Source organism: Wolbachia endosymbiont (group B) of Erebia ligea (assembly GCF_947179575.1).
GTDB classification, from domain to species: domain Bacteria; phylum Pseudomonadota; class Alphaproteobacteria; order Rickettsiales; family Anaplasmataceae; genus Wolbachia; species Wolbachia pipientis_C.
Genome location: NZ_CAMXBW010000001.1, coordinates 1 through 24,865, shown reverse-complemented (window position 1 = coordinate 24,865; position 24,865 = coordinate 1). Strand labels below are relative to the sequence as shown.

The 24,865-nt window shown below is 34.1% G+C and carries 19 protein-coding genes and 1 other RNA gene; 14 read left to right on the top strand and 6 right to left on the bottom strand.

What is annotated here, in order from left to right; translation table 11 throughout:
* The first annotated feature begins 79 nt into the window (after positions 1-79).
* The 10 genes from OM962_RS00100 to OM962_RS00055 all read left to right on the top strand — a co-directional run bounded on the left by OM962_RS00100 (position 80) and on the right by OM962_RS00055 (position 8,644).
* Positions 80-523: an ankyrin repeat domain-containing protein gene (locus OM962_RS00100; RefSeq protein WP_264330411.1), complete on the top strand. Its 444-nt coding sequence runs from the start codon at positions 80-82 to the stop codon at positions 521-523.
* Positions 524-1,002: 479 nt separating this feature from the next.
* Positions 1,003-1,340, top strand: a transfer-messenger RNA (tmRNA) gene (ssrA, locus tag OM962_RS00095).
* A gap of 16 nt (positions 1,341-1,356) precedes the next feature.
* On the top strand, positions 1,357-1,785 hold the full coding sequence (locus OM962_RS00090; protein ID WP_264330410.1) for a ClpXP protease specificity-enhancing factor SspB: 429 nt from the start codon (positions 1,357-1,359) through the stop codon (positions 1,783-1,785).
* Positions 1,786-2,275: 490 nt separating this feature from the next.
* Positions 2,276-2,554 (top strand): YggT family protein, encoded by a 279-nt coding sequence (locus OM962_RS00085; protein WP_214250092.1) that lies wholly within the window; start codon positions 2,276-2,278, stop codon positions 2,552-2,554.
* The gene (locus OM962_RS00080) at positions 2,555-4,666 is read left to right on the top strand and encodes a DNA translocase FtsK (RefSeq protein ID WP_264330409.1); all 2,112 of its coding nucleotides are present in this window, start codon (positions 2,555-2,557) and stop codon (positions 4,664-4,666) included. It abuts the gene before it with no gap.
* A 182-nt stretch (positions 4,667-4,848) separates the two neighbouring features.
* The gene (locus tag OM962_RS00075; RefSeq protein ID WP_007302667.1) at positions 4,849-5,406 is read left to right on the top strand and encodes a hypothetical protein; all 558 of its coding nucleotides are present in this window, start codon (positions 4,849-4,851) and stop codon (positions 5,404-5,406) included.
* Between the two features lie 176 nt (positions 5,407-5,582).
* Positions 5,583-6,209, top strand: coding sequence for a TRP75-related protein (locus tag OM962_RS00070; RefSeq protein ID WP_264330408.1), 627 nt, complete (start codon positions 5,583-5,585; stop codon positions 6,207-6,209).
* A gap of 16 nt (positions 6,210-6,225) precedes the next feature.
* On the top strand, positions 6,226-7,506 hold the full coding sequence (ispG, locus tag OM962_RS00065; protein WP_264330407.1) for a flavodoxin-dependent (E)-4-hydroxy-3-methylbut-2-enyl-diphosphate synthase: 1,281 nt from the start codon (positions 6,226-6,228) through the stop codon (positions 7,504-7,506).
* Between the two features lie 279 nt (positions 7,507-7,785).
* Positions 7,786-8,133, top strand: coding sequence for an IS630 transposase-related protein (locus OM962_RS00060; RefSeq protein WP_213864026.1), 348 nt, complete (start codon positions 7,786-7,788; stop codon positions 8,131-8,133).
* Positions 8,134-8,143: 10 nt separating this feature from the next.
* A complete protein-coding gene (locus OM962_RS00055) occupies positions 8,144-8,644 on the top strand; it encodes an IS630 family transposase (protein ID WP_319606738.1) in 501 nt (166 codons plus the stop codon).
* Between the two features lie 372 nt (positions 8,645-9,016).
* Here the strand turns inward: OM962_RS00055 and OM962_RS00050 are convergent, their stop codons facing one another.
* Positions 9,017-9,550: an HK97 family phage prohead protease gene (locus OM962_RS00050; protein ID WP_264330406.1), complete on the bottom strand. Its 534-nt coding sequence runs from the start codon at positions 9,548-9,550 to the stop codon at positions 9,017-9,019.
* Positions 9,551-9,911: 361 nt separating this feature from the next.
* Positions 9,912-10,040 carry a hypothetical protein gene (locus OM962_RS00045; RefSeq protein WP_006013643.1) on the bottom strand — a complete coding sequence of 43 codons (129 nt, stop codon included), beginning with the start codon at positions 10,038-10,040 and terminating at the stop codon, positions 9,912-9,914.
* A 195-nt stretch (positions 10,041-10,235) separates the two neighbouring features.
* On the opposite strand from OM962_RS00045, the gene tnpC reads away from it, so the two are divergent.
* A complete protein-coding gene (gene tnpC / locus OM962_RS00040) occupies positions 10,236-11,588 on the top strand; it encodes an IS66 family transposase (RefSeq protein ID WP_264330459.1) in 1,353 nt (450 codons plus the stop codon).
* A gap of 66 nt (positions 11,589-11,654) precedes the next feature.
* On the opposite strand, the gene OM962_RS00035 is transcribed toward tnpC, so the two are convergent.
* The 4 genes from OM962_RS00035 to OM962_RS00020 form a co-directional block, all read right to left on the bottom strand.
* A complete protein-coding gene (locus tag OM962_RS00035; RefSeq protein ID WP_264330405.1) occupies positions 11,655-14,573 on the bottom strand; it encodes an ankyrin repeat domain-containing protein in 2,919 nt (972 codons plus the stop codon).
* 1,356 nt (positions 14,574-15,929) lie between these two features.
* Positions 15,930-19,454 carry a cytoplasmic incompatibility factor CifB gene (locus OM962_RS00030; protein WP_019236548.1) on the bottom strand — a complete coding sequence of 1,175 codons (3,525 nt, stop codon included), beginning with the start codon at positions 19,452-19,454 and terminating at the stop codon, positions 15,930-15,932.
* A gap of 53 nt (positions 19,455-19,507) precedes the next feature.
* Positions 19,508-20,983 (bottom strand): hypothetical protein, encoded by a 1,476-nt coding sequence (locus OM962_RS00025; RefSeq protein WP_019236549.1) that lies wholly within the window; start codon positions 20,981-20,983, stop codon positions 19,508-19,510.
* Positions 20,984-21,098: 115 nt separating this feature from the next.
* The gene (locus tag OM962_RS00020; protein WP_264330404.1) at positions 21,099-22,007 is read right to left on the bottom strand and encodes an Rpn family recombination-promoting nuclease/putative transposase; all 909 of its coding nucleotides are present in this window, start codon (positions 22,005-22,007) and stop codon (positions 21,099-21,101) included.
* 120 nt (positions 22,008-22,127) lie between these two features.
* Here OM962_RS00020 and wmk point away from each other — a divergent pair, with 120 nt between their 5' ends.
* The 3 genes from wmk to OM962_RS00005 form a co-directional block, all read left to right on the top strand.
* Positions 22,128-23,039 (top strand): WO male-killing family protein Wmk, encoded by a 912-nt coding sequence (wmk, locus tag OM962_RS00015; RefSeq protein WP_264330403.1) that lies wholly within the window; start codon positions 22,128-22,130, stop codon positions 23,037-23,039.
* Between the two features lie 170 nt (positions 23,040-23,209).
* Positions 23,210-23,866 carry a JAB domain-containing protein gene (locus OM962_RS00010; RefSeq protein ID WP_264330402.1) on the top strand — a complete coding sequence of 219 codons (657 nt, stop codon included), beginning with the start codon at positions 23,210-23,212 and terminating at the stop codon, positions 23,864-23,866.
* Positions 23,867-23,965: 99 nt separating this feature from the next.
* On the top strand, positions 23,966-24,865 hold a 900-nt coding region (locus OM962_RS00005), incomplete at its 3' end, for a hypothetical protein (protein ID WP_264330401.1).

Genomic DNA, 24,865 nt, shown 5'->3' with positions numbered 1-24,865 from the left:
CATTACATAGAATGTTTTCGTCCTCATATCTTGCTTTAATGCTATAATTAGTATTTATTCTTAAAAATCGGAGAACATTATGAGTAACACGTCGATATTACAAAAAATACTATATAGGATTGATAATGATGACAAAATAAGCGCATCTAACATAATTGAAAAATTAAAAAGTGAGCTGCAGCAACAGCATGTTAATATGTACAATGCATGGGAAGAAAATGGATTTGATATAAATGCCAATTCATTTGATGGAAGTAACTTACTATGTTTAGCATCTGGAAGTGGCTGTGCAAAAGTAGTAGAGCTTCTTATAGAGAAAGAAGCGAATGTTAATGTACGAGATAATGAAGGAAAGACTCCTTTAGATTATGCTATTTCTAGTGGAAGGGAAGAAGTAATAGAAATTCTTACAGGAAAAATTCTTTTATCTGATGAAGGACTGACATCAAAGATGTCATCAGAGCAAGAAGTAGAGATTGATTCACAATACGAAACTCTTCCTTCATGTCCGTTTTTTTTCTAACAAGTAGAAAGTTAGAAAGTGCACTGAATTGATTTAATTCTTGAGAAGAAAAATAGTCTAGTTACGCAGGCAATTTTCCACAATTGTCTGCATTTTCTGTTCCATAACTCGTCTTTTTTTCGGCTTATTTCACTTTTTACACTGTCTCTTGCTTTCTTGAACTCAGAAATTCAATAGTTACACAAGCATTTGAGCAATTTTTGTTAAGAATTAGGCATAAAATCTCCCATATTTATTAATAAAGAACAGAAAAAATGTAACGCACATACGACAGAGATTAAGCATATGTGTGCACCCATTTGCGCTGAAGAAGATATGCTACATTCTTTACTGAGTTTGATTATTTGATAAAAAAGTCTGTAGACGAAGATAGATTTTGAGCTCTAAAAATACCTCTACTTTGATTATACTAAGATTAGATAAATAGGCGAAGTAATTTTTATATTAGTTTTTTAGCTTACAACCGATTTTACGTTTAACAACTTGACATTTATTCAATACTACTGTATAATAAACATGTGTATTTTTTATACACTATGGCAATAAAATTACCTTGTAATAGGTGTATTGGACCCGAGGGCAGTACTCGGCGCCTCCACCATATTTTTTGATTGATACGGGGGCGAGTAAGGATCGACATGCATAGTAAAGATGGTAGCTTTGCTCGGTTAGATACCACCGCTAAGAGTTCACAATTTAGATGCAAACGATAACTTTGCTGCTGAAGACAATGTTAAAGTAGCTGCTTAATTTAGGCACTATAATTTCATTGCTATAAGCACGGTTTAGGGAACGCCGGGTAACAGAAGTTCCCCCAAACATGTAAGGGTTATATGGATAAAACAGCTTATCAGAAGTCGCTTAGTTATGCTAAATTTCAAGTTATAAAAAAGGCTTTGAATACTATATTAGATAATGTTTTTACTCCTCACTTAGAGATACTGTTTTTTACGAGATTTAATGGTGTTGTCATACCAGATTACTTGAAAGAATCATATCCTACTCAAATGCTTATTATATTACAGCATCAATTTTATGGTCTAAAAGTTCTTGAAGATAAGTTTAGCGTCAGTTTGAGCTTTCGTGGAAAACAAGAACAAGTCACTGTACCGTTTTTTGCTATTAGTGAGTTTCATGATAAAATTTCAGGAGATACTTTAGTATTTAGCTTTGATTCTGACAAAGAATACGAAAGTGAAAAATGTGCTGAAAAATCATCAAACGGTAGTATTATATCTATAGATCAACTTTACGATAAGTAGTTACTTCATTTTATAAATAAAAAATATTGTATCTGTTCAGGATATCGACAAGACCATAGAGTAAAAGTGAGTTTATAACAAATGGTATCATTTGAGTATCTGACATTAGCTTTCACATAAAAAACGTTGTAAAGCGCTTTCATGTTTACCAACTTAGTGCCAATCTGGATCCCAGTGTCTGGGCACTGGGATAACAACAAAGGGGCTACTTGAACAGAGGCTATTTAGGTAACAAGAGGTGACAAGAAAAGAAGCGCTGGTTTCATACGTACCTGAACACTTATCCTGCATGTAATAAACATGATCAAAAAGCTATTCATACAGTACACATCTCTCCGTTAATTTATCAATAAGTTTTTTATCCACGTGGAATCAAAGGGTATAATATCTTATAGCTTATTGTTTACACCTATTTCAGCATAAAAATTATTGTGGGGCTTGATTTTATACATATCACTACACATAATAGACTTTAGTATAAATTAGTAATATGCATCCAATCATATACTTACTTAACCTTTTACTTGATCTTTACAGCTTCGTTCTAATATGCTCAGTTGCTCTCGATTTGTTGATTAAATTGAATGTAGTTAACATGTATAATGAGATTGTAAGCAGCATAATGCAAACTTTAAACAGACTCACTTATCCTCCACTAAAGGTTATCAGAAGGTATATACAACCATTCAATGGATTAGATTTATCCGTGATGATATTGATAATAGCAATTCACTTTGTAAAATATACAATTACTTATTACTTTAAGTAGATGTTAAAAAAACAGCTAAAATCAGCGATATACTTGTCACTATTAATGTATATATATATATCGGTTTTTAGCTATAATTATAAAGATCCATCCTTAAATACAGCTACAAATCAGGAAGTAACAAATTTGGGCGGAGTAGTAGGTTCATATTTAGCTGATATATTGGTTCAATTTCTTGGACTCGCTAGTATTACAATAGCTACAACCATAGTTTACTTTTTAATTTTCAGAGCATCATTGCTGAAAATTATCTACCTAACGTTAATCAATGTAGCAATATATGCTATATTGTCGCAACTTTCGCTTGGCATTACTGCTAGATACATGCACGGTGGAATAGTCGGTAATGCTCTAATTGACCACTGCCCATTTTACATATTCACAGTAGTAGCATCAATAGGTGTTGTAGGGTTGGTTGGTTGGAAGAGAACAGTTTATTCTTTACTTTTCCTATGCAAAAAAATAGCTTCCTTTTTTGCAAAGTTTCTGTTTTTCAGGTTACGTAAAACTACTGATTATTCAATAGCACCATTAGTAATAGAGGGAAAATATAGAACCACTAGACAACAGCCAAAAGAAAGACAGAAAAAAGCTACCGAAGAGATTTTTAAACCACCTTCTAGCGAGTTTGAGTTTCCAAGCATTCACTTACTTTCTAAAGTAGAAGAATCTATGCAGAGAAAACAGTTGAATGCATTAGAGAGCAATAAGAATTTATCTCTGCTCGAACAGGTGCTGAGTGATTTTGGCGTGCAAGGAAAAATTATAAGTGTATGTTATGGACCGGTTGTGACTTTATACAAACTTGAACCACAAGCAGGTACAAAATCTGCAAGAGTGATTGGTCTTGCAGATGATATTGCACGTTCAATGAGTGCACTTTCTGCACGTATTTCAATAATTCGTGGACAAAATGCCATGGGAATAGAATTGCCAAACAAGGAGCGAGAGATTGTAATGCTGCGTGATTTACTTGAATCACCAGAATACCAAAATGCAAACTTAAATCTTCCAATTGCGCTTGGCAAGGAAATAAGCGGAAAACCAGTTATTGCAGATCTGACTAAAATGCCCCACTTGCTTGTTGCCGGAACTACAGGGTCAGGTAAGTCGGTTGCAATTAACACGATGATTCTGTCGCTTGTTTATCGACTAAGTCCTGATGAATGCAAGATGATAATGATCGATCCAAAAATGCTTGAGCTTTCAATATATGATGCAATACCGCATCTAATAACACCAGTGGTAACAGAGCCAAAAAAAGCTGTTATTGCTCTTAAGTGGATCGTGAAAGAGATGGAAAATCGCTATCGTATGATGTCATATTTAAATGTGCGGAATGTAATAAACTATAATCAAAAAATTACAGAAGCGATGAATAGCGGAATAGAATTGGAACGTGTTGTACAGATTGGGTTTAACTCAACAACGGGTAAACCTTTATTTGAAAAAATACCACTTAAAATGGAGACATTTCCGTATATTGTGGTGATTGTAGATGAAATGGCAGATTTAATGCTTGTTGCTGGCAAAGATATAGAATGCTCTATTCAACGTTTAGCTCAGATGGCTCGTGCTGCAGGAATACACATCATAATGGCAACGCAACGTCCGTCTGTAGATGTGATAACAGGTGTGATAAAAGCAAACTTTCCAACGAGAATTAGTTTTGCTGTTACTTCTAAGATAGATAGCCGTACAATACTTGGTGAACAAGGAGCTGAACAATTGCTTGGTATGGGTGATATGCTTTATATGGCTTCTGGTGGCAAGATTATTCGAGTTCACGGTCCATTTGTAAGTGATGATGAGGTGCAAAATATAGTTGATCATCTGAAAACGCAAGGTGAGCCAAACTACATGGAGGAAATCACTCGAGAAGATGAAAATTCTTTTGCGGAATCAGAAGGTGAAACAGAAGATGAAGAGAACGATCTATACAAGCAAGCAGTGGCCATCATTCAGAGAGATCAAAAGGTTTCAACTAGTTACATTCAAAGGCAACTTAGAATAGGCTATAACAGAGCTGCAAATATTGTTGAAAGAATGGAGAAAGAAGGTATTGTCAGTGCTCCGAGTTACTCAGGAAAGAGAGAGATATTGGTAGAATAACCCTTAACTTAAACCAAGGAAAGTTATTTCTAAGATCAATAGATCTCTTGCATAACTGGAATTCAAAAGTTCCAGCGCATGACCAGATATTTCTTATTGGATCCCAGTTATATAGTGTTTAATACTAAATTAACTACTAAAAACGTACAATAGTAATATATTAATTAGCTAGGGGGTTAAAAATGGGTATAACCAAATTTGTATTCGGTTTTGATAAATCGGATGTAACAGCATTGCAGGAAAGTCAAAATATTGATGCTAAAAAGTTTCAAGAAGTATTTAGCGCATTAAAAGAATGGCAAGAAGCTCAAAAGATAGATGCTAAACAGTTTGAAGAGGTATTTAGTGCATTAAAAGAGTGGCAAGAAGCTCAAAAGATAGATGTTGAGCAGTTTGAAAAAGTTTTTGGTGCATTAGAAGACAAGATTGGTACTGAGCAGTTTCAAGCTATGCAAGAGCACTTAAGCGGCTTGCAAGAAAAATTTACAGGCTTAGAAGAAAAAGTAGAAACATTTGCAGACATGGTAGGGGGACAAGAACAAGCAATACTAACTTGTGCCATAGTCAGTGCTGTTGCTGCAATAGCTGTAACTAGTTTTGTTGCATTCTGTATCTATCAGGGAGTTAAGCTTGATAAAGAGAAGAAAAACGACTTGTCTCAAGATATGCCAAGCGGAAAGTTTAATAATGTGAATGATACCGAAAAACTGAAGAATAACTTACAGCAAGGAAGAGTGTAATGCTCTTCTTGAAAGGGTGTTACGTAAAATTTGTAACACCTTAAATTTCCTTTAGATTATGTAGGTTTTGGTAGTAAATTTTTTAGAAAGATGTTTGTATTATAAAGTTGGTAGAGATTCTGATTTACTTGAAGTTTGTTAATTGGTATCTTTTAAAGCACAATATTCACTATAATATGCTTAAGATCTTTTCTAAAGTTTTATTTATATTAATACTTTTGGTTTCTAGTTTCTTTACTGTACATAATGTTGAAGCGAAGTCTAAGGTAAAGTTCAGTAAGAGGTACATACCTCCTGGTAACCCTGGTGGTGCAAACTTTCATGCAGACGAGGATTTTGCTGAGTCATATAAACTGTATGAGAAGCGTAGGGAGCTCCTCAAGAAAAAAAAGTTACAAGATCTAGCTATAAATAAAGAAGATCTAATCAAAAAATTAAAAGAAAAAAAAATTGCTAGCCTTGATAACGAGCCAAACAACGTGGGAGCTTGCATAGTTGAAGATGGGGAGGATGCTATGATCAATCAGCATGGTATTAATCTTGCACGTTTAAAGGGTGCTGTATTTATAGATCAAGAGCCAGTTTCTCAGTATGAAAGTAAGCAGCATAAAAGTGAACAACAAAAAGGGAAAAAAGTTACTTCAACACGAGAAAAAAAAGTTTCCCCTATAAATGTTACTATAAAAGAAAGTCCATCAAGAAGAACGTGCTCTCATGATTCTATTACTGATCTAAATAGAACACCACAGCATAGTTTAAATGGTTCAAGTTCATTTGGCAGTGTAGTTGACACAGTAAAATAGTGTCACGATTAATAATATGCTAGATAGAGACCTGACATTGAGTGATGATGCATATGAGTCATTGCCGGTTTCCAGGCATAAAACTCATACTGTAAAAGTTGGACAAGTGAAGATAGGTGGAAATAATCCTATAGTTGTTCAATCCATGGCACTTGGTGCACATATAGATTCTGACAACATAAAAAGCAGTGCTCAGAAATATGCAAAAGAAGTAATAGAACTAGCGCATGCAGGTTCAGAATTGGTGCGAATTGCTTTGAACTCAGAGGAAGTAGCAAAAGCAATACCTTATATAGTAGAGGAAATAAATAAAGAAGGCTTTGATGGTAAGATATTAGTAGGCTGTGGACAATATGAGCTCTACAGGCTGATTCAGGATTATCCAGACAACATTAAAATTCTGGGTAAAATTAGGATAAATCCAGGTAATATAGGCTTTGGTGATAAACGTGATGAAAAATTTGAAAAAATTATAGAGTATGCAATAACGCATGATCTTCCTGTCAGAATTGGAGTAAATTGGGGTAGTCTTGATAAGTACCTTTCACAAAAATTAATGGATGAAAACTCCTTGTCTAGTAATCCAAAAACTTCTGATGTTATATTACGTAAGACGCTTGTAATGTCTGCTCTTGGTAGTGCAAAAAAAGCTGAAAAGATTGGCCTTAATGCAGAGAAAATAATCATTTCATGTAAAGTCAGTAGAGTGCAAGATTTAATTTTAGTTTATACGGCACTTGCACAATCTTCCAATTATGCGCTGCATTTGGGTTTAACCGAAGCTGGTATGGGTAACAAAGGCGTAGTAAATACCACAGCAGGGCTTACTTATTTATTGCAAAATGGTATTGGAGACACTATCCGGGCTTCTTTAACTCAGCGCCCTGGTGAATCACGCACTAATGAGGTGGTAGTATGTCAGGAAATACTGCAGTCTATAGGTTTGCGCTACTTTAACCCTCAGGTGAGTTCATGTCCTGGTTGTGGACGCACAAGTAGCGATCGTTTTCGTATATTAACTAAGGAAGTAAATGGCTACATAAAAACTCATATGCCGGTATGGAAGAAAAAGAATCCTGGTGTAGAGTATATGAACGTTGCTGTTATGGGATGCATAGTAAATGGTCCTGGAGAGAGCAAACATGCAAATCTGGGGATCAGCCTGCCTGGATACGGAGAAAAACCTGTTTCAGCAGTCTACAAAGACGGCAAATATTTCAAAACTTTACAAGGTGATAATATTTTTGAAGAATTTAAGGAAATTATTAGTGATTATGTGGAGAAGCATTACACATAAGCCTTTCACAAGTTTGTACTTAGACTACATTCTGTTTAGTGAACGTCAAATGAGACAATAAAGAACGTAAATTTAAAAAATAGATAATAGCTAATAGGGTTTCTTTTGCCTTTTTTTTATATGGTAAATTTCTTAATATTTAGATTGGCCCGGAGTAGTATAGAGATGTTATTCCAGTATCAAGGACTGAAGTTTCCTGATCTACAATATTTGTACAGTTATGAAATATAGTATTTCCTAAAGTAAATGATAAAGGTATAATAAAGTATTTGAGTTATAATGGCATATAGTGTGGATTTAAGGGAAAAGGCAGTATTGATGATAGAAAAAGGTAAGACAAAGGTTGAGGTAGCAGAGCTTATGGAGATAGGAATAGCAACTCTGTACCGTTGGTTAAAAAAGAAAGCTGCTGGTGAAAGCCTCAAGCCATCTAAAAACGGTAGCTTTATTCGAAAAATAGACCCCAAAATACTCGAAGAATATGTTACAAAGAATCCAGATCATACTCTGGCAGAGATGAAACAAAATCTTGGATTTGGAATAAACTCAATTTGGTATAGACTAAAACAGCTAAAAATTACTTTAAAAAAAAGTCACACTATATCAAGAGCGCAATCAAGAAGATAGGGAGCAATTTATTGATAAAATCTCAAAAATAGACCATTCCAGCATCTTATATATAGATGAAGCAGGAGTTGATAATAAGTTATACCGAGAATATGGACGCGCTCCAAGAGGAAAGAAAATTTATGCAGATATTCCAGGGAGAACTCGAGAGAGAATCAGTATAGTAGCCGGGTGGATTGGAAAGAGATTTATTGCACCAATGACTTTCAAAGGTGGGTGTGACAAAGAGGTATTCAATACATGGTTGGAGAAGATGTTATTACCTAAATTGCCACTTGGCACAACTATAGTTATGGATAATGCTACATTTCATAAGACCACTAAAACAAAATCATTAATAGAGTCTTTTGGCTGTCATTTGCTGTATCTTCCAACATATTCACCAGATTTGAATCCTATAGAATACTGTTGGCATACCATCAAAAGCCGCCTCAGACCTCTCATGTATAAATATACAGACTTACAGCTTTTGGTTGGTAATACCATAATGGAACTTTATCATCCATTTTAGAAAATACTATAGCTTGGAAATTTTTACCCTCTATTTTATCATATTTAGTCTTCGTAGTTTTATTTTTACTCATTATCTCAGTCTGAACTCCACTATCCACAATAACCTTATTGTGGTGTAGAATATTCTCTGCCCATTTATTCCATCTCTCTGGCAATATTCGTCCAATTGTTTTTAGATATAGCCAAGCAAGCACAGTGGATAAGCTGTATTTTTTTTCCTTTTGTTTAATACTAGGTTCGTAATTAACCTCATTGTTAGCATTCATCATAAAATTACCTAATTTTCAAAGTATTGAAGTTATATATATTAATATAATTATTAAATAAATAATAATATTAATGTTAAATTATGTGAAAATTTTTATAAATTTTAAGTAGAAATACACATGTTTGTAAGCACAGAATTTGCTTTTTCTATTGCTCTTGCTAACATTTCTTGTTCATTGTAATGATTCTTCACATTGATTACCTGAGCTGACAAATTTGCAGGAAAAGTGACTAAACTAACTTCCCATAGCTCCACTTGTTTTAACACTCGAGCTCCGCTTTCATGATCAACATCATACTCTATTGGTATATAGCCAATCGAAAGCCCGTTAATAGTTCCAGTTTTTAGCATTAAATATGCTTCCTCTGCTTTTTGAATACCAAAAAGCAAATGTGCAGTTATATATAGGCCAATATCATTTTCGCAAATATCTGTAATATTACCTATAGGCTCACTTGGGTTGTGCTGCCAAAGAAGTTTTATCTGACTTTTATTTAAGTTGTTCTTAAATGCTCCAGGCAATATCAGATCATTTTGCTTATCAACTATATTAAAAACGCTCGCATAGCCAGAAAATACTCCGTTTTCTTCTATGCTTTTTATTGACAATGGTGAATAGAGAAATTTCTTATTCATAAGTCCTCCTTGTAAATTATGGTATTGGGTTTGCCAGCGCTCTGAGCCAGCTTAAAATGTCGTACAGATTGTTTTCCTATATCTCAGGATGAGTATAAGGCACTACAATATAATTCTATTGTATGCAGTGCTTTGAAAATGGGGAAGTACTTTTTTAGTTATAAAATTTGTCATTTTATATACATAAGGGTAGGGTTTGTTGCACATTGGGTTGTTCAACAGCAGCGTTTTCTAGATTTGTAGAAACAGCTTCGTTTGTAGAATTTTTCCTAGAAGGAAGCCAAATCCCAAAGAAACAGCGGCTATAAAACCATTCATTAATGACTCTGTCCATGTTTCTCCCTCGTATTCTTGATAGATTTTAGAATATATCATTATTGGCTTCATTCGGGTTTAAATTTCTTTCCAACTCTTCTGATGTTTTCTCCCCAGCATCTTGGGATTTTGTTGATGAACTTTTCTGTAAGTTTTCTAATTCTTGTGCGTCCATCAACACCTCACTATTAAAGCTTAAGTACAAATCATACAGCACTATAATTGTTTAGTCAAGGTAAATACTAGTATATTAAGTAAATATTTGTATCCGTTCAGAGGTGTGGCAAGGATAAAAAACAATTGACATAATATATTAAAGTAGTAATAACACAAAATGTTGATAGTAAAGTAAGGCTAGATGCTTCAATTGTTGATCAGTATTGTAGAGTTATGTAAAAACTTAGAGCAGAAAGTAGCAAAGATTGAAGAAAAAAATAAAATCTTAGAAATAGAGAATGCTGAACTAAGAGAGAGACTCGGCTTAAACTCAAGGAATTCATCTTTACCAAGTTCAAAAGAGCTGTACAAAATAAAAAAAGACACACCAGAAGATAAGTCAGAGGGCGGCAGGAAGATAGGTGGTCAAGTTGGACATAAGGGGAATTGCCGAGCTAAAATGGAAGCAGATGAGGTGGTGAAGGTAGAGTTACCAAATAGATGCGAGTGTGGTGAAGAAATCGCAATATCGGAAAAACCATATGTCTATCAAAAAGTTGATTTACCAGAAATTAAGCCTTACGTAGTTGAGTATCAATTAGAACATGGTCGCTGTCGTAAATGCGGAAAAAGAAGGAGTAGCAAATTACCAGAAGGAGTTACACCGGATACCTTTGGTCCTAGAGTTAAGTCAGTAGTTGCATCACTAAGTGGGTTTTATAAGAATTCAAAGCGAGAAATAGCGAATATTATGAAAGACATCTTTAACATGAGTATAAGTGTTGGTAGTGTGTCCAATAGTGAAGCAAGGGTTTCGTCAAAATGTAAAGAAGCCTATGAACAAATAGAGGAAGAAATAAAAGCAAGCGAAATTTTGCATATTGATGAAACCAGTCACTACAACAAAGGCAAATTGGGATGGTGCTGGATGTTTGCCAACAATAAAGCAAGTCTTATGAAGTTAGCAGATACAAGAGGAATGAAATTTTTAAAGAATAGTGCATTTTGTGATTACAAAAACCTGGTAATTACTGACAGATATGCAGTTTACAACCACTTCAGTGATGAAAAACGACAAATTTGTTGGGCTCACTTATTGAGAAATTTCGAGAGGTTATCTCATAGTTGGAATAGTGAAGTAATGAGACTTGGCCATTGTTTAAAAGACGCAGCTAATGGATTGTTTGTATTAAAAAACGCTTTGTCAGAAAATGAAATTAGTATTTCAAAGTTCACTAAGCAAGCTAAAGAATTACGAAGATACATACAGTACTGCATGATAAAAATATCTTATATACTTGAAGCAAAAGGAGCTTCACGAACGGTAAAGGGTATTATAAAATCCGAGTCAATGATGTGGACATTTTTGGATGACCCAGAGAATATTCCATTAACGAATAACCATGTTGAGCGACAGATACGGCATTATGTTGTCTATCGTAAGAATTCATATTTTGCACAGTCAGAGCGAGGGAATAGATTTCTTGAGCGGATAATTTCGTTGTATCTGACTTGGAAACAAAAGGAATTAAACCCTTTTCAAAACCTGCTAGCTGTTGTTTCTTAAACCACACCTCTGAACGGATACAATAAACTTCTCCCATCATTGCTGTGTAACAAATCATATACAAAGCTATGGTCTACTTACAAGCAGTGCCTTCTGTTGATGAGATGCTTTTTTTTCTATCTTTAACTCATCCATACTACAGCTTGGCAAGCTTGAATAGCATAAGGAATCTTTTTGTTCTTGCGTTTGTTTTGCCAAGGCCTTATTTCTATAAAGTAGGGGTTGAAAATGATCATGGCCTCCATTTACCATATGTAAGACACTATTGTGACTATAATCTATCTTACCTGCTTTTGATCCTGAGCTATCTATTAACTGATGCAAGAACGGATCTTGTTGCTTATCAATAGTGTGCAATGGGTTACTTTCTGCAACATGCAATTTCACACCATACTTATCACAAAGTACTCTGCCCTCGATATCGGAACGTCCCCAAAATTCATTCTTTCCAATGCTATTGATATATTGGTTACACGTAATTCCACGATTTACGAACTCACCTTCAACCTCATCAAAGTCATTGCCAATTTTACTTATAAACCACTCTGGAGGATTGTCTTGCGCAAATCTCTTACACTCATTCCTTAACTGCTCTACAGTAACTTTGATTCCCTTCTGTTGTTCCAGACTTTGCCTGAATGAATCAAAAAAACAGCTTCCATTATTGATTGCGTGCCCTAAATAGAAGTCATCAGGTATGTTTGATTTTTGCTCTTTATCACCTTGTTTTTCTGCCTTTTCAATAATTTCTTCCTCTAAACCAAAAATCTTACTCCAGTTGTATTTACCTTCTAACCCCAATTTTTTACTTTCCTTTTCTGCTGCTTTAGCTAAGTCTGTTTTAGAAATATCCCCTTTTTCTTCATAGAACCTAGATAAAATTTTAAAGATATCTATCAGGTAAGTTTTTACGTCAAAATTCTTCTCCTTTTTCACAATATTAGACTCAATATTGCGTAAATCTTGTAATAACTTATGCCTTCTAGCAACTTCCTCCATAGAATCCTTTCTTAACTCTTCACGTTCTGTCCATTTGTTGTTAGACTCGCTTATTACTTCAGTATGCATTAATTTTCCAGACCTTTCAAAATATCCCTGTTCAATAGCATCGTAGACCCAGTAGTTACCAAGCTCGCAATCATTGCCTAACTCTTCTTCGCGACCTTTGAATTTTTCTAATATTTCCTCTCTATTACTCACTTCTACTATAATTTTGCTTTTATTCTGTATGTCAGGATACAGCCTAACGTCTACATTTCCCAAACTAGTATAGAAAGTTAATACTACATCGCTGCCTTCTGTAAGATCTGTGTAATTCCTTATGCCATCTTGGGTTATAATTTCCACCTCACTTTTGCCAATTTTTATTACACTCCTTCCATATCCTTTTTCTCCTTGAGGTATTCCTAAATTCCTTGTTCTATCTGTGATTTTTGCAACATCTATTATACTATCCTCTGAGTATTCTAAGTAAGATACACTGTTATCGATTTTTCCATCACACAGTTGACCACTGGTAGCATCCTTTGCAACTCTAAAAAATTCTTCAGCATAATTAATGTACTCTACATGAGCCTTGATTACATTAGCTTTATGATCTTTAAACTCTCGTTCTATTGTATCAATGACTTTTAAACTATCTGAGTTTTTTAACTTTGCTCCTCTCGATATTAATGCACACACTATATCACTGGCAATTCCATAGCTTCCTTCTAGCTGAGCAATTTTTTCTAGTACGTGATCTGCAAAGTAATAATCTTTGTCTTTAGCAAAATTTAATCTCATTCCAGAAGCTATAATCTCATTTACAACTTCCTGTAGTTCAATCATGCTTTTAGCTTTTACTACCTTACTCAAAAACTTATTTAGCTTAGCAAGTTGATTTGTTTGATACATCTCTGATAAGAGACTATCACATTTTTCACAATTATCTTGCTTATTACCTACAAAGTCAGTTGCTCCTGCTTTTAAGAGTAAAGCTTTTACATCAGGAAATTGACAAAACGGCCAAATTGAACTATCACCCTTAACATTTAAAACTATCTTTAAATCTTGGTTATTTTTATGTTTATCTAAAAATTTTTTCAGATCTTCAACACCTGGACCATAAGGATTATCCCAATCTTCATCAGAATCTGTAGCTTTAACCATTTTACGTAGTTGGTCTCTTAACTTTTTTTGGTTGTCAGTTAAAAAACACTCTATAATATTGTTGCTATCAATTGCAATTTGCAGTGGGGTTTTTCCATTGTTATTTTTTATGTTTAAATCAGCTCCTTTGCTTATGAGTAAATCCATAACCTTTCTGCTATAATCATTACAATTAGCAGCATAATAGTGTAAAGGTGTATTACCTTTTTTATCTTGTATATTTGGATCAGTTTTTGCATCTAAGAGATACTTTAGACCTTCATACTCACTGGAATAAATAGCAGTATCATGCAAAAGTGTTTTACCTTTATTATCCTTCATATTTAGATCAGCACCAGCTTTGAGAAGAGGATGAATGGCTTCATCGTGTGCGACAAACACATTCAATACTGTTGTTCCTAGATGCCCTCTTTTTAGATTAAGAACGTACTTCAGGTCTTTATTTTTCTCGTTACTTTCTAAAAACTGCTTAAGATTTGAAAATGAGTCATAATTCCCCATATTAAAATCTTTTATAATACTATTGAGTAATTTTTGATTTAACTTTTTTTGACTCTTTTCCAGTTTTAAGTTAGGTGCATGAATAAGCCACTCATCTATTAAATCCTCTAAGTATTTTTTATCATCTATCAAACTTCTATCAGCCCAAAATAAATCTCGCTTAATGAATTCATAATAACTATCTACTGGTAATTCAGTTGCTTCTGTTTTTGGGCTACCTATTTCTGAACACTCTTGTCCAGCACTTAGGTCACACTTCAGTTTTTGCTCATCAGTGTGTTTGCTTTGTTCACTGATAGGTCCTGCAATATATTTTACTGACCCTGTACCCATATTACCTGCTAGCTCTAGATATAGAATATATTATATAGAATGTGTAGTATGTGTCAAGCTAATTTCAACATAATCTTTTTACTACTCATATTTTTGTTAAGTTTTTATGGTGAGTACTGCTAGGTTAAAAGTTGTTTATTACTGGAAGTTTTAGCCAATTTTACTATAGATCAACAAAATTGAGAACACCAGCTATATTTAATATATAGGAATATGATGCTTTAAAGGAGTACGGAAACTGCTGAAGTTTTTACAGCAAACCTGTATGGAGCAACTTCAGCAGAATAAACAAATACATGCCAATATTAGTAGAGAATGATTTATAAGTCAACTAACTTTTTCAAAAAATACTTTAGTAAAAGTACCATGCTAGCTAGTGTTATAAAGAATTGAATTATTGACTCTTCATAAGATTGCAAAAAAGGTCGTATATTTGTGAGAACAAGCCGCGTAAAAATAAGGTTATAAAAATAGAGGATTTAAATTATTTTCATAAGCTTGGGCAAAACAGTTCGTATGTAGATATCGATGAAATCCGCTAATATAGCTAGTTTTAGCGTATAGCAAAATCACTATATTAAAAAGTTCGTATGTATCGTTTGGTAGTCCAATCCATACCAAAAAAACTTGTTCTCACCGCACTTGGTTTTGAGCGCTGAAAATGGTTGATTTACTTGAGATATTAATAATATAGTTTACTGAATTAATAGTAATTCATTTGAGAATAAAAAGAAAAATTTATGATAATTTTACATTTCAAATCGATATTGTTCTTTTTATAAAAAATATTCCTATACTGCGCAAGGTCAAGTTTTAACCACATCAATTTTTCTTTCAAATTAAATCTTATCTTTTACAATGGGTCTTACGTTTAAATTATTTGATACCCAAAATTAAGGAAGCCATTTTAAACGGCACACAACCTCAGCATCTAAAACTAGCTGATTTGAAGGAAATATCACTCTCATGAGAGGAGCAAATGAAGGTGCTTTACGGACAAGAGTCTTAATAATAGTCTTCTATATTATTGTTAATAAACACCACCATAAAATATCTTACTATTACCCACAAATAAAAACATAGTATTGTATTTACTCAAATAATTTAATTTTATTAACCTGAAAACTTATTGGATTAAAATTATTAAACTAAGAGTTATAATTTTAGCAACTAAAAGCTGTAAATTGCACCATATAAACAGTTATTTCAAGCAAAAGTTATGCCATTAAGAGCTACGCAACAAACATTTATATTTGTGGGTAATAGTAAGATAAAATATGCAGAAACAACCTAGAAGACCGATTACAACCAATGCGTAAATATAGAGTAAAGAAAACTTCATCCACCTATTAACTTCTACCTACTACCTCTACTATTGCTATGGTTATAAACTCTACTCACTCCATCAATTTTATCTAATGCAGACTGCGGGTTACCAAAATCAATTGATATCACTCTTTCTCCGCCTAATTGTAATGCTCCTCCACCTCCACGCTGTGGGTATTGGAGTCCTAAAAATTGTAATAGTAATGGATCAATTTCATGTTGAATTCCTGGATGATCTTGAATCAGTCTACCCCTAGGAGAAGATAGAGGATCATTTTGGAATAATTGTGAAATATTTCTTCTCCGATTTTTAAAGTATTGTTCATTTCTTTGAGATTGTCTAGTGTCATTTCCAATGCCTACACTAAGAAGACCACGTATATAACCTATAATACCCTCACCTTTCTCTCCAAAGTTATTATTTCCCTGTAAAGCTTGATCAATAGCTTGGTTAATATCCCTAGCATTTTCGTATACCCATATGCCACAATTATGGCCATCTGTTTGCTGATGAACGGAAACATTATGGACATTATCATCGTTAATATCACATTCTCTTAAAGCTCCTCGAATATTATTGTCAATACCACTATCTGGACCAAGTGAATCAGCATAATACCCATAATAATTTCCATTTTGGTGTACAATAACTAATGTAACCCAATGACGATTACCTACATTAATAATAGCAATTAATCTATCTTTTTCACCCGAATCTACTTTTTGTTTAAAGTTAGCTATGTGACTACTTAATAAGCCCCTACCTGTTGGATCATTTTGATTTCCATCGACTCCTACTGAAGTTATTGTAAAATCATGACGATTATTAGTTGGATTAGATCGATCATCATAGAAAGTATATTGTTGTGCAGCGAAAAACATGTCATGAGTTTGTAGCCAATAACGATAATTTTGATTATCTGTTGCAAAGTCTAGTGCAAGTAGATCATGCACATCTTCTATCTCACGAGCGTTGTTTCTACGAAGGATAGCATTTATTTGTTGTAATATTCCTTGTGCTGTAGGAGTACCACCTCCCCTTATTCTTGACTTTAATGTTTCTATTACCTGTGCTCTAGTACCTTGCAAGTAACTAAACGGAACATGTAGATTGTCGCCTATATCAAGCAAAAAAATCGAATTTTGTCCTGGTGCTTTTTCTTCGTAAAAACGCCTAAAGTTTTCACGAGTCTGATCTGATAATAGACCTTCTGGTGGATTCTCATCAATAACACTTTCAGGTCCCACTAATCCTCCTGGTCTTGAACCGCGAACATGACGATCAAGCTTGTGTACATACTCTTCTCTTCCTATCCCTTCTGGGAAAAGTATAAGATTACCTGCTTCGCGTGCATCTCTATTAAACACAATAGGAAACAAAACCACCTCATTTCCAGAAGTAATAGGTATAAATCCTCTGTGTTGTTTCTTAAGTCTTCCGATTTCTTGTCTCGCATCATTTTGCTGTTGTCCTACTTCTTCTGCATTATTAGCAAGTCTTAACACATATCCAATTGGGTGAGTATCTAGGTCATTCTCTCTAGGTTGTCTTAATAATAAAAGATCTAATCTCTGTTCTGTAATTCTTGTGAGTATTACCCTTTCTCCTTCTTCTTCCTGCCCCCTTTTTAAACTATATGTTTGACCAACTTTATACATAGCAAGCACTTTATAAGGATTATCACTAGCATAAAATGTACCATGTAGTATAGAACGGAACTTATCCTCACTATTAACATTTATTGTATCCACAAGTGGCATCAATGCTCCAGAGATCTCTTGAAATAATCCTCTATGCTGAGCTATATTTTTCCAGCCATCATTCACAACTTGATTTAAAGTATTATGTACATTTTCAGTATTGGGCACTTGTACAAGATCACCAGCAAGAAAATTATTTGCATTATTATTTTGGTAATCGTGATATAAACCAAGGTCATTTGGTAGATCAATATCTAGTTCAAGTTGATTATTAAGTGTGCATGAAACTTCCCACACATGAACATCATTTCCATTAACATTAAGAGTCTGTAAATTGATGGCTCCTTGTTGTTGCGCATCGTGAGCTCTAATATGAAGTATAACTATATCAGAACCTTCAGCATGAAAGACCATAGTTAAACATCTTAAACCCTCATCACCATGTCTAAATATGTACTTTGTTATAGGTGCTTCGTCTTCCTCTTCTAGTTCTAAAGGGTGCCTATCAAAAGCACTACTTCCAAAAGCAAAGCCAGTTATGCAATCAAATATTCTATTATAATTCTCTGCATTTCTTGGTATTTCAGCAGGAAGATGGTGAAGCAAGAAATCTCTAACATTTTCTCTAATGCCTTCATTCTCCAAACACTCAAATAATCTTTGTACTAAAGGAAATCTATCCTGTTGAAGTTCTACTGTATCAACACTAAAAGGATCTAGATCTAAATTAAAATTTAATCCAACACAGACAGTATTTCTTGATTCAGTATGGATAGGTATAAATGAAGAAGTGTGTAACCTTCCAGCGTAGCCTATGGCACAGTTTAATGTAACATCTGACGGTGTGTCAAATATAGCAAGATTAATAACAATAGGAATATTTTCTCTTTCTGCTTGATGACGTACAAGAAATGCAACATGTGTGTTTCTAGGAGATAAATCAAGATCGATGCCTATTGTGTAGCGATGACTAAAATTTGCTAAGAAACCTAATAAAAACCCGTGACCCTCAAATCTTTGATTGCGATTTTCAATATTATTTTCCAGTACTTGTCTGTAATTATTATAGATGTCAGTTATGTATGGCAAAATTTCTCTGCGTATTCTATCTCTTACATCTTGTCTTCTATCACTCGCTAGCATTTCCATAAAATTATCAATTCCTTGTTGACCCTGTGCTACTTGCGCAAAATTGACCAACCTACCAAGTTGTCTACGCTGATTTTGATTGAGTTGTCTTCCTTCTATTTCCTTAATTGTTAGTCTGTGATCTCCTAAGAGCCGTCTAATAAGATTGATTTCAGATGCTGAATATTTGGCAAATTTATCCCTACCTTGACGATCTTTTTCACGAATTACCTCGAATACCGTTGCAATTGCCTCTCCCTGACTCTTGCCCTTTCCGTGCATGCATACTTTGTATTGCTCAAAATTTAGGTCTTCTTCCCTTAAATTTGGATTTTGCCGTCTAATCTCTTGTACTAGAGCATTTCTCTCCCTTGTACTGAACCTCAACCCATCACTATTAGGACGATCAGAAATACTGTAGCATCTGACAACTTGCTGTCCGTCACGATAAACAGCAACTTTTAGGTTTGCCGTATTTCGATTTTCACCATTACGTGGATTAACACCATGGTTATCAAAACGAAAATAGACTCTCTCATTTGCATTTAAGATATTAGCATCATGTGCAGTAGAAAACATACTAAAAAAGAATACAGGAAGGAAACGACCTGCACTTACATGATACAAGAAAGATGGACATTGATCTAAAAAAGATTCAAATCCTTGTCTGAATCCTTCAAGATCTCCATCCACCAAACTCCTAATAAGTCCATCACCATTACTCATACAAAATACCCCTTATTTACTACGACCAGAAACACCAAGAGTTCATAAGTGGATTACTTATTACCACTAAGCGTAAAGACGCTTTTTTTCTTATAAGAAGAAACACCACTTACACTAGGAGTTCCAAGCTCAGACTGCGGACTATCATCAACTGGCAAAGTTGTTTTCTTACTACCATGAGCTTTAGATCGTGATCGCAAATTACTGCAAGGACCATCACCTACAGGACCAGGTGGTAAAATTGTTTTCTCTAACTCAGAGAATAATTCTTCTGCAAACAGACCGTAATCTACATTTACTCTTTTACCTTCCCTACCGCATAATCTAAGGTCTCTTATTATTAGTTTTTTAAAGAGCTCAAACTTTTCAGGAAAGCAATCTTTGGCAAATGACATCATATCTAATATTTCTTTTTTCTCTATTTCTTTTTCTTCATCAGTCTTATAAATGTCTTCTCGTCTCCAATTGACTATTAACTCTGCAAATACACCACTTGTAGGAACTGTATAATTAGAAGTATTAACAGCAGCTTTTCTGTATTGATACAAGCTACCACATTCCCAAAATTCCATAATAAGAGATCTAGCTTGAACATTTGATTCAGGATTTTTCAACATCACATCTGAAAGAGAGGAAAGAAAAAGCTCATAGTCTCGCTGTGAGAATATTTTGTCCGAACAGTCTCCTCTTGCTGAAACTTCTTTATAACACCAGCACTGTACCAAATCATGAACCGTATCAAAAAAACATGACTCTATTAATTCAGCAAAAAGGGAATATACTCCTTTATCTTTCTGTGATAATTTCTGTAAAAGAGTATCTTTATCGACTATCTTATTTACACAAAAATCTAAAATAGGGGCGTCTTTCTCAACAGATTGAACGCGAGAAAGAGCAAGAATAGCTTCTGTGAGCTTCTTTTCCTTATCTTCTTCTTTTAAATGATTATAAAAATACTCTACCCCTTCACTCCACTTAAGTTTTACAGCACTGTCAAAACCTTCTACTGCATCATACTTCTTTAATTCCCCAGATTCTCTATCGATCCAGAAATCAAATACAGGACCTTTCCTCTTTATGCTATCTAGTAACGAGTTTCGTACGTATTTGCCAAATTCAGTTTCAGTTTTACCATCAAATGCACCAGGAGGAAACTTGTTCCTATAAGATTCAAATCTTTTTTGAAAGAGAGGATGAATTTTATCCACTACACAGTAACTACAAGCCATCTCATATTTGCGAAGTGGATTATCTATTCCACCTATTTTTTCTTCAGTAAACCTTTGACCTAAAGCAGCATTATCCAACCTTACACCTGACCAGCAACCTTCATCTTGAAATACATTGTGCAAAAACTTCAACTTATCACCCTTAAAGTATTTTATGTGCTCCATAAAGTTATCTTGAAGGACTCCCACCCATCTCTTGATAGCTGACTTCCTCCCGGCAACAACTGCTGGATCTGGATGTTTAATAGCTTCCTGTAATTTTTTGGACATCGTAGCCCGAAGCTCTTTCTGTGTTGGCATTATCCCCCCTATTAAGTATTAACAGTGTCATGTAAAAAAGGCATTATACAGAAATTAGAATGGATTGCAATATTAAAATTACCAGAATAGAGGGTTTAATAAAAAAACGTTATGGCTAAAACTTCTTTTCTTGAATTTTCTCAATATAATCAACAGAAAGACCAGTAGTTTGAGTTATAATGTCAATAGAAACTCCTGCTTTAAGTAGATTCTTTGCAACCTCAATTTTCTCTGCTTTTCTGCCTTTTTCATGGCCGATTTGGATGCCTTCTTGTCTACCTTTTTGAGTGGCATCATCGAGTTTTTGAGCGAGGACAGCCTGTTCATCACGAATACGCTTTATCTCTTGTTCATAGGCTATAAATTCTTTTTCTGACCAGTTGAACCTATTTAATTCTTCATACGCTCTTTTAATTATTAGATCACTTCCTATTATTCTCTCTAGCTCTTCTTCACTAGTTTCATCTGCATATCTAAAGAAGTAGACCCATTTTTCAACTATACTTGAAAGCTGATCTTCTTTTGTTTTTGGAAATTTAGGCAACTCAATAAATATAAAGTAAAAATCTTTTAGATCACGTTCATTAGTATCTTCATCGCGAATAGTATGCTTTGATTTGTACTCAGACTTATCAGGAAATAAAATACAATCTGCTATAGCAATAAAGATAATTTCCTTAAGGTCCTGGTATTGATCACCTTTATCGGCTTGTCTTGAATAGGCTTTAGCAGCATAGTATTGGGCACGTTTCTCGAAGCCTTTGGTTTTAGCGACCTGCATTTCAATAATCCATTGCATCCCCGTGGAATCTCTACATAATACATCAACAATGCTTTGCTTTTTAGAGGCAATATCAGGGTCTTGAATAGTACTTAAAAACTCTATATCCTTTATTTCATTTTTGCCAGTAAAACCCAGAATATCATTGAGAAAGTGAATGAGGATGTCTTTATTCTTTTCAGTGCCAAAGATACGGCGAAATGCGACATCATTCTTGGGATCCAGAAACTTCGAGAGAGCCATAGCAAGAGTACCTAAAAAGCATTAATAATTATACACAATTCTGAAGAAATATTCAACTAAAATGCAAACATAGAAGTTTTTGTATATCTTTGTTTGGTAGTATTAACATGTATAATATTTATGGCAAACATCTCAATAAGGTATCAGATAGCACAAAAAGTAAGGAACTGGAGGTTAAAGCGAGGATATACTCAAAAAGATTTAGCGAAGAAAGTCAGTGTAACGTATCAAGTAGTACTACAATATGAAAAAGGAACACGTAAAATTTCGATTGAAAAGTTGTATGCTATAGCAGAGATATTGTCGATTGGTATTGTAGACCTAATTCCTGTATCAAATGAAAAAATCTGTCTTGAAGATGAGGGAGAAGAAATACTAAATCTAGTAAGAGAATATAAAAAGATTAATGATCAGGAATTACGTAGAATGTTTTGTTTACTAACCAAATTTGTTCAAGTTAGTGAGAAAAATAGTAAAAAAACGGAGAGAATAAAAATTGCAAAAGGTCTTATTAAAGCAGGAGTTTCTGTTGATACTGTTTCAAAAACAATTGGTCTGTCTGCTGATGAATGTGTTGAAGAAAAAACGGGTTCTATCTACTACCAAATAGGAAAAAAGATAAAGGAGTGGAGGGCAGTACGGGAGTATACTCAAAAGGATTTGGCTGAGAAAATGGATACAACACGTGATGAAATAAGCAACTATGAGCAAGGACGTGTGGCCATTCCACTGGAAAAATTATATGCAATAGCAGAAACATTATCAATTAGCATTACAGATCTGCTCATAGAGGAAGATGAGATAGTAGAAAGTGAGCTACCTGATTTAATAAAAGAATACAAAAAAATTGAGAGTCAAGAATTACGCTATGCGCTAATAAAATCTCTGTTTGAAAGCATACAAATTTGTGAGGAGAAAATTAGAGAAGAAGAAAGAATCAAAATTGCAAAAGATTTAGTAAAAGAAGGAATTTCTGTTGATATTATTTTGCAAGCGGTAGGCATCTCTTTGAACGAAATTCAACAAATTTAAAATAAAAAATCATTATATATTAATATTTTTACTTCTTAATGAAAAAATAAGTAAAAAAGATTGAAAAATTGATTTGACTTCACTCGAAAGCTATGGCTCTATGCCAATGCTGATAAAAAAACAGCAGTAAATATTTAAAAAAAGTTTGTTGTTAGTGAAGGGTAAATTATATGAATAAAAGTAAAGAAGAAATCGAATTCAGAATATTAGAAAGCAAAGGCAAAGCACTACTTGATCGTGAAATAATGGAAACGTTTTTAAGTGCAGTACATGAAAGACCACAAGCTCAAGAAATTGCTAAAAATCTGGTGAACACTTATACGGGAGTAGGAAGGATTTTAGGCCGAGAAATGGATGACCTGAAAGTTATAGAAGGAGTAACTGATTCTGCAGTAGCAATGATTATGTGTGTTAAGGAAACACTAGAAAGGGTACTGAAAGAAAAGCTTAAGAGTGAGCCAATAATGGACTTACAAGGGCTAGTAGAGTACTTAAACGTAAGTATAGGTCATGCAGAGAGGGAATGTGTAAAAATACTGTACTTGAATAAAAGGCGTCAACTAATTGGAGAAGAATCCTATATTGGTGAAATGGAAAAAGCACCAGTATACATAAAGGAAATTATAAGAAAAGCATTAATAAAGAATGCAACATTAGTAATAATGTCACACAACCATCCTGGGGGACGCTTAGAACCATCAGAAGAAGATCAAGAAGTAACGAAGAGCTTAGCAGCAGCATGTAGTACTGTAAGCGTTAGGTTATTTGATCACATTATCATCACAAGTGGTGGCTATTTTAGCTTTAGAGAAAACGGATTGTTATAGCAGAAAGTATTTGCAAATCTACTCACTATAATTTATAATAAGTAATACAGTGTATAATAACTATACACTTAGAAAGTATATTTAATAGCGGAGGCTAATATGAATAATAAAATAATTGTACCTTTTAGTGATAAAGAGGGGGGTGTTTACGAGTTAAACGTTGATCTTGATAGATTATCAAAAGGTGAGATGTTAAATGCTATTGTAGGAATTGGTCGTACTAAGGAGCAATCCACCTTTGTAAGCAAAATTAATAATGCTAAAAAGCTTGGAGATAAAGAAGTAGTACCTTTCCCTTGTAGAGAAGTTCGCGAAAACCAAATCAACTATGGGAAAGGATTTGACTATATTTATGGCACAAAACCTTTGAGTAATCAAGCAGATTATCCAGAAGGGTTAAATCCATTTGCTTCAGCTTTGCAAAAAATAAAGCCAAGTATAAGCGAAAGCGAAAAGTTGAGCTGGTTTAAAAGTGAAGTGGTAGAGGCAAAAAACGTAAATGAATTGCACAAAACTATAGACCAAGTACTAGCCTCTGGAGCAAGAATAAATGCATATAACGATGGGGAATGGAGCATTGCAGAGTATGTAGTATTGGGTACACATTTTCATAAATTTGATAAGACTGATCGAAAAAAGATAATGCGTAAATTAATGCTAAGTGGTGCAGATTTTCATGATACTTTATTGCAGAATAAACTAATAGGTGAAATCTATAATGAGCTACAGCCAGAAGTTCAGCCACAGATAGATGAGAGACTAGAAGAACTAGAGAAAGCTGGCGAAAATGCTATGCAAGAAGGAGAATTAATAGATGTTGAGATAGATAATACAACATCGTATATAGAATTTTCTGGGGATAGCAAGGTAGAGGTAGCCAAAATACTGAGAGAGTTAGGAATTAATATTTTAAAAATTGGCAATGATGCAGTTGAGGTTAAAAGTGAGAAGGGAGGTATAAGAAACTATATCGATATGTCAGATGAAAGCTCTATTATA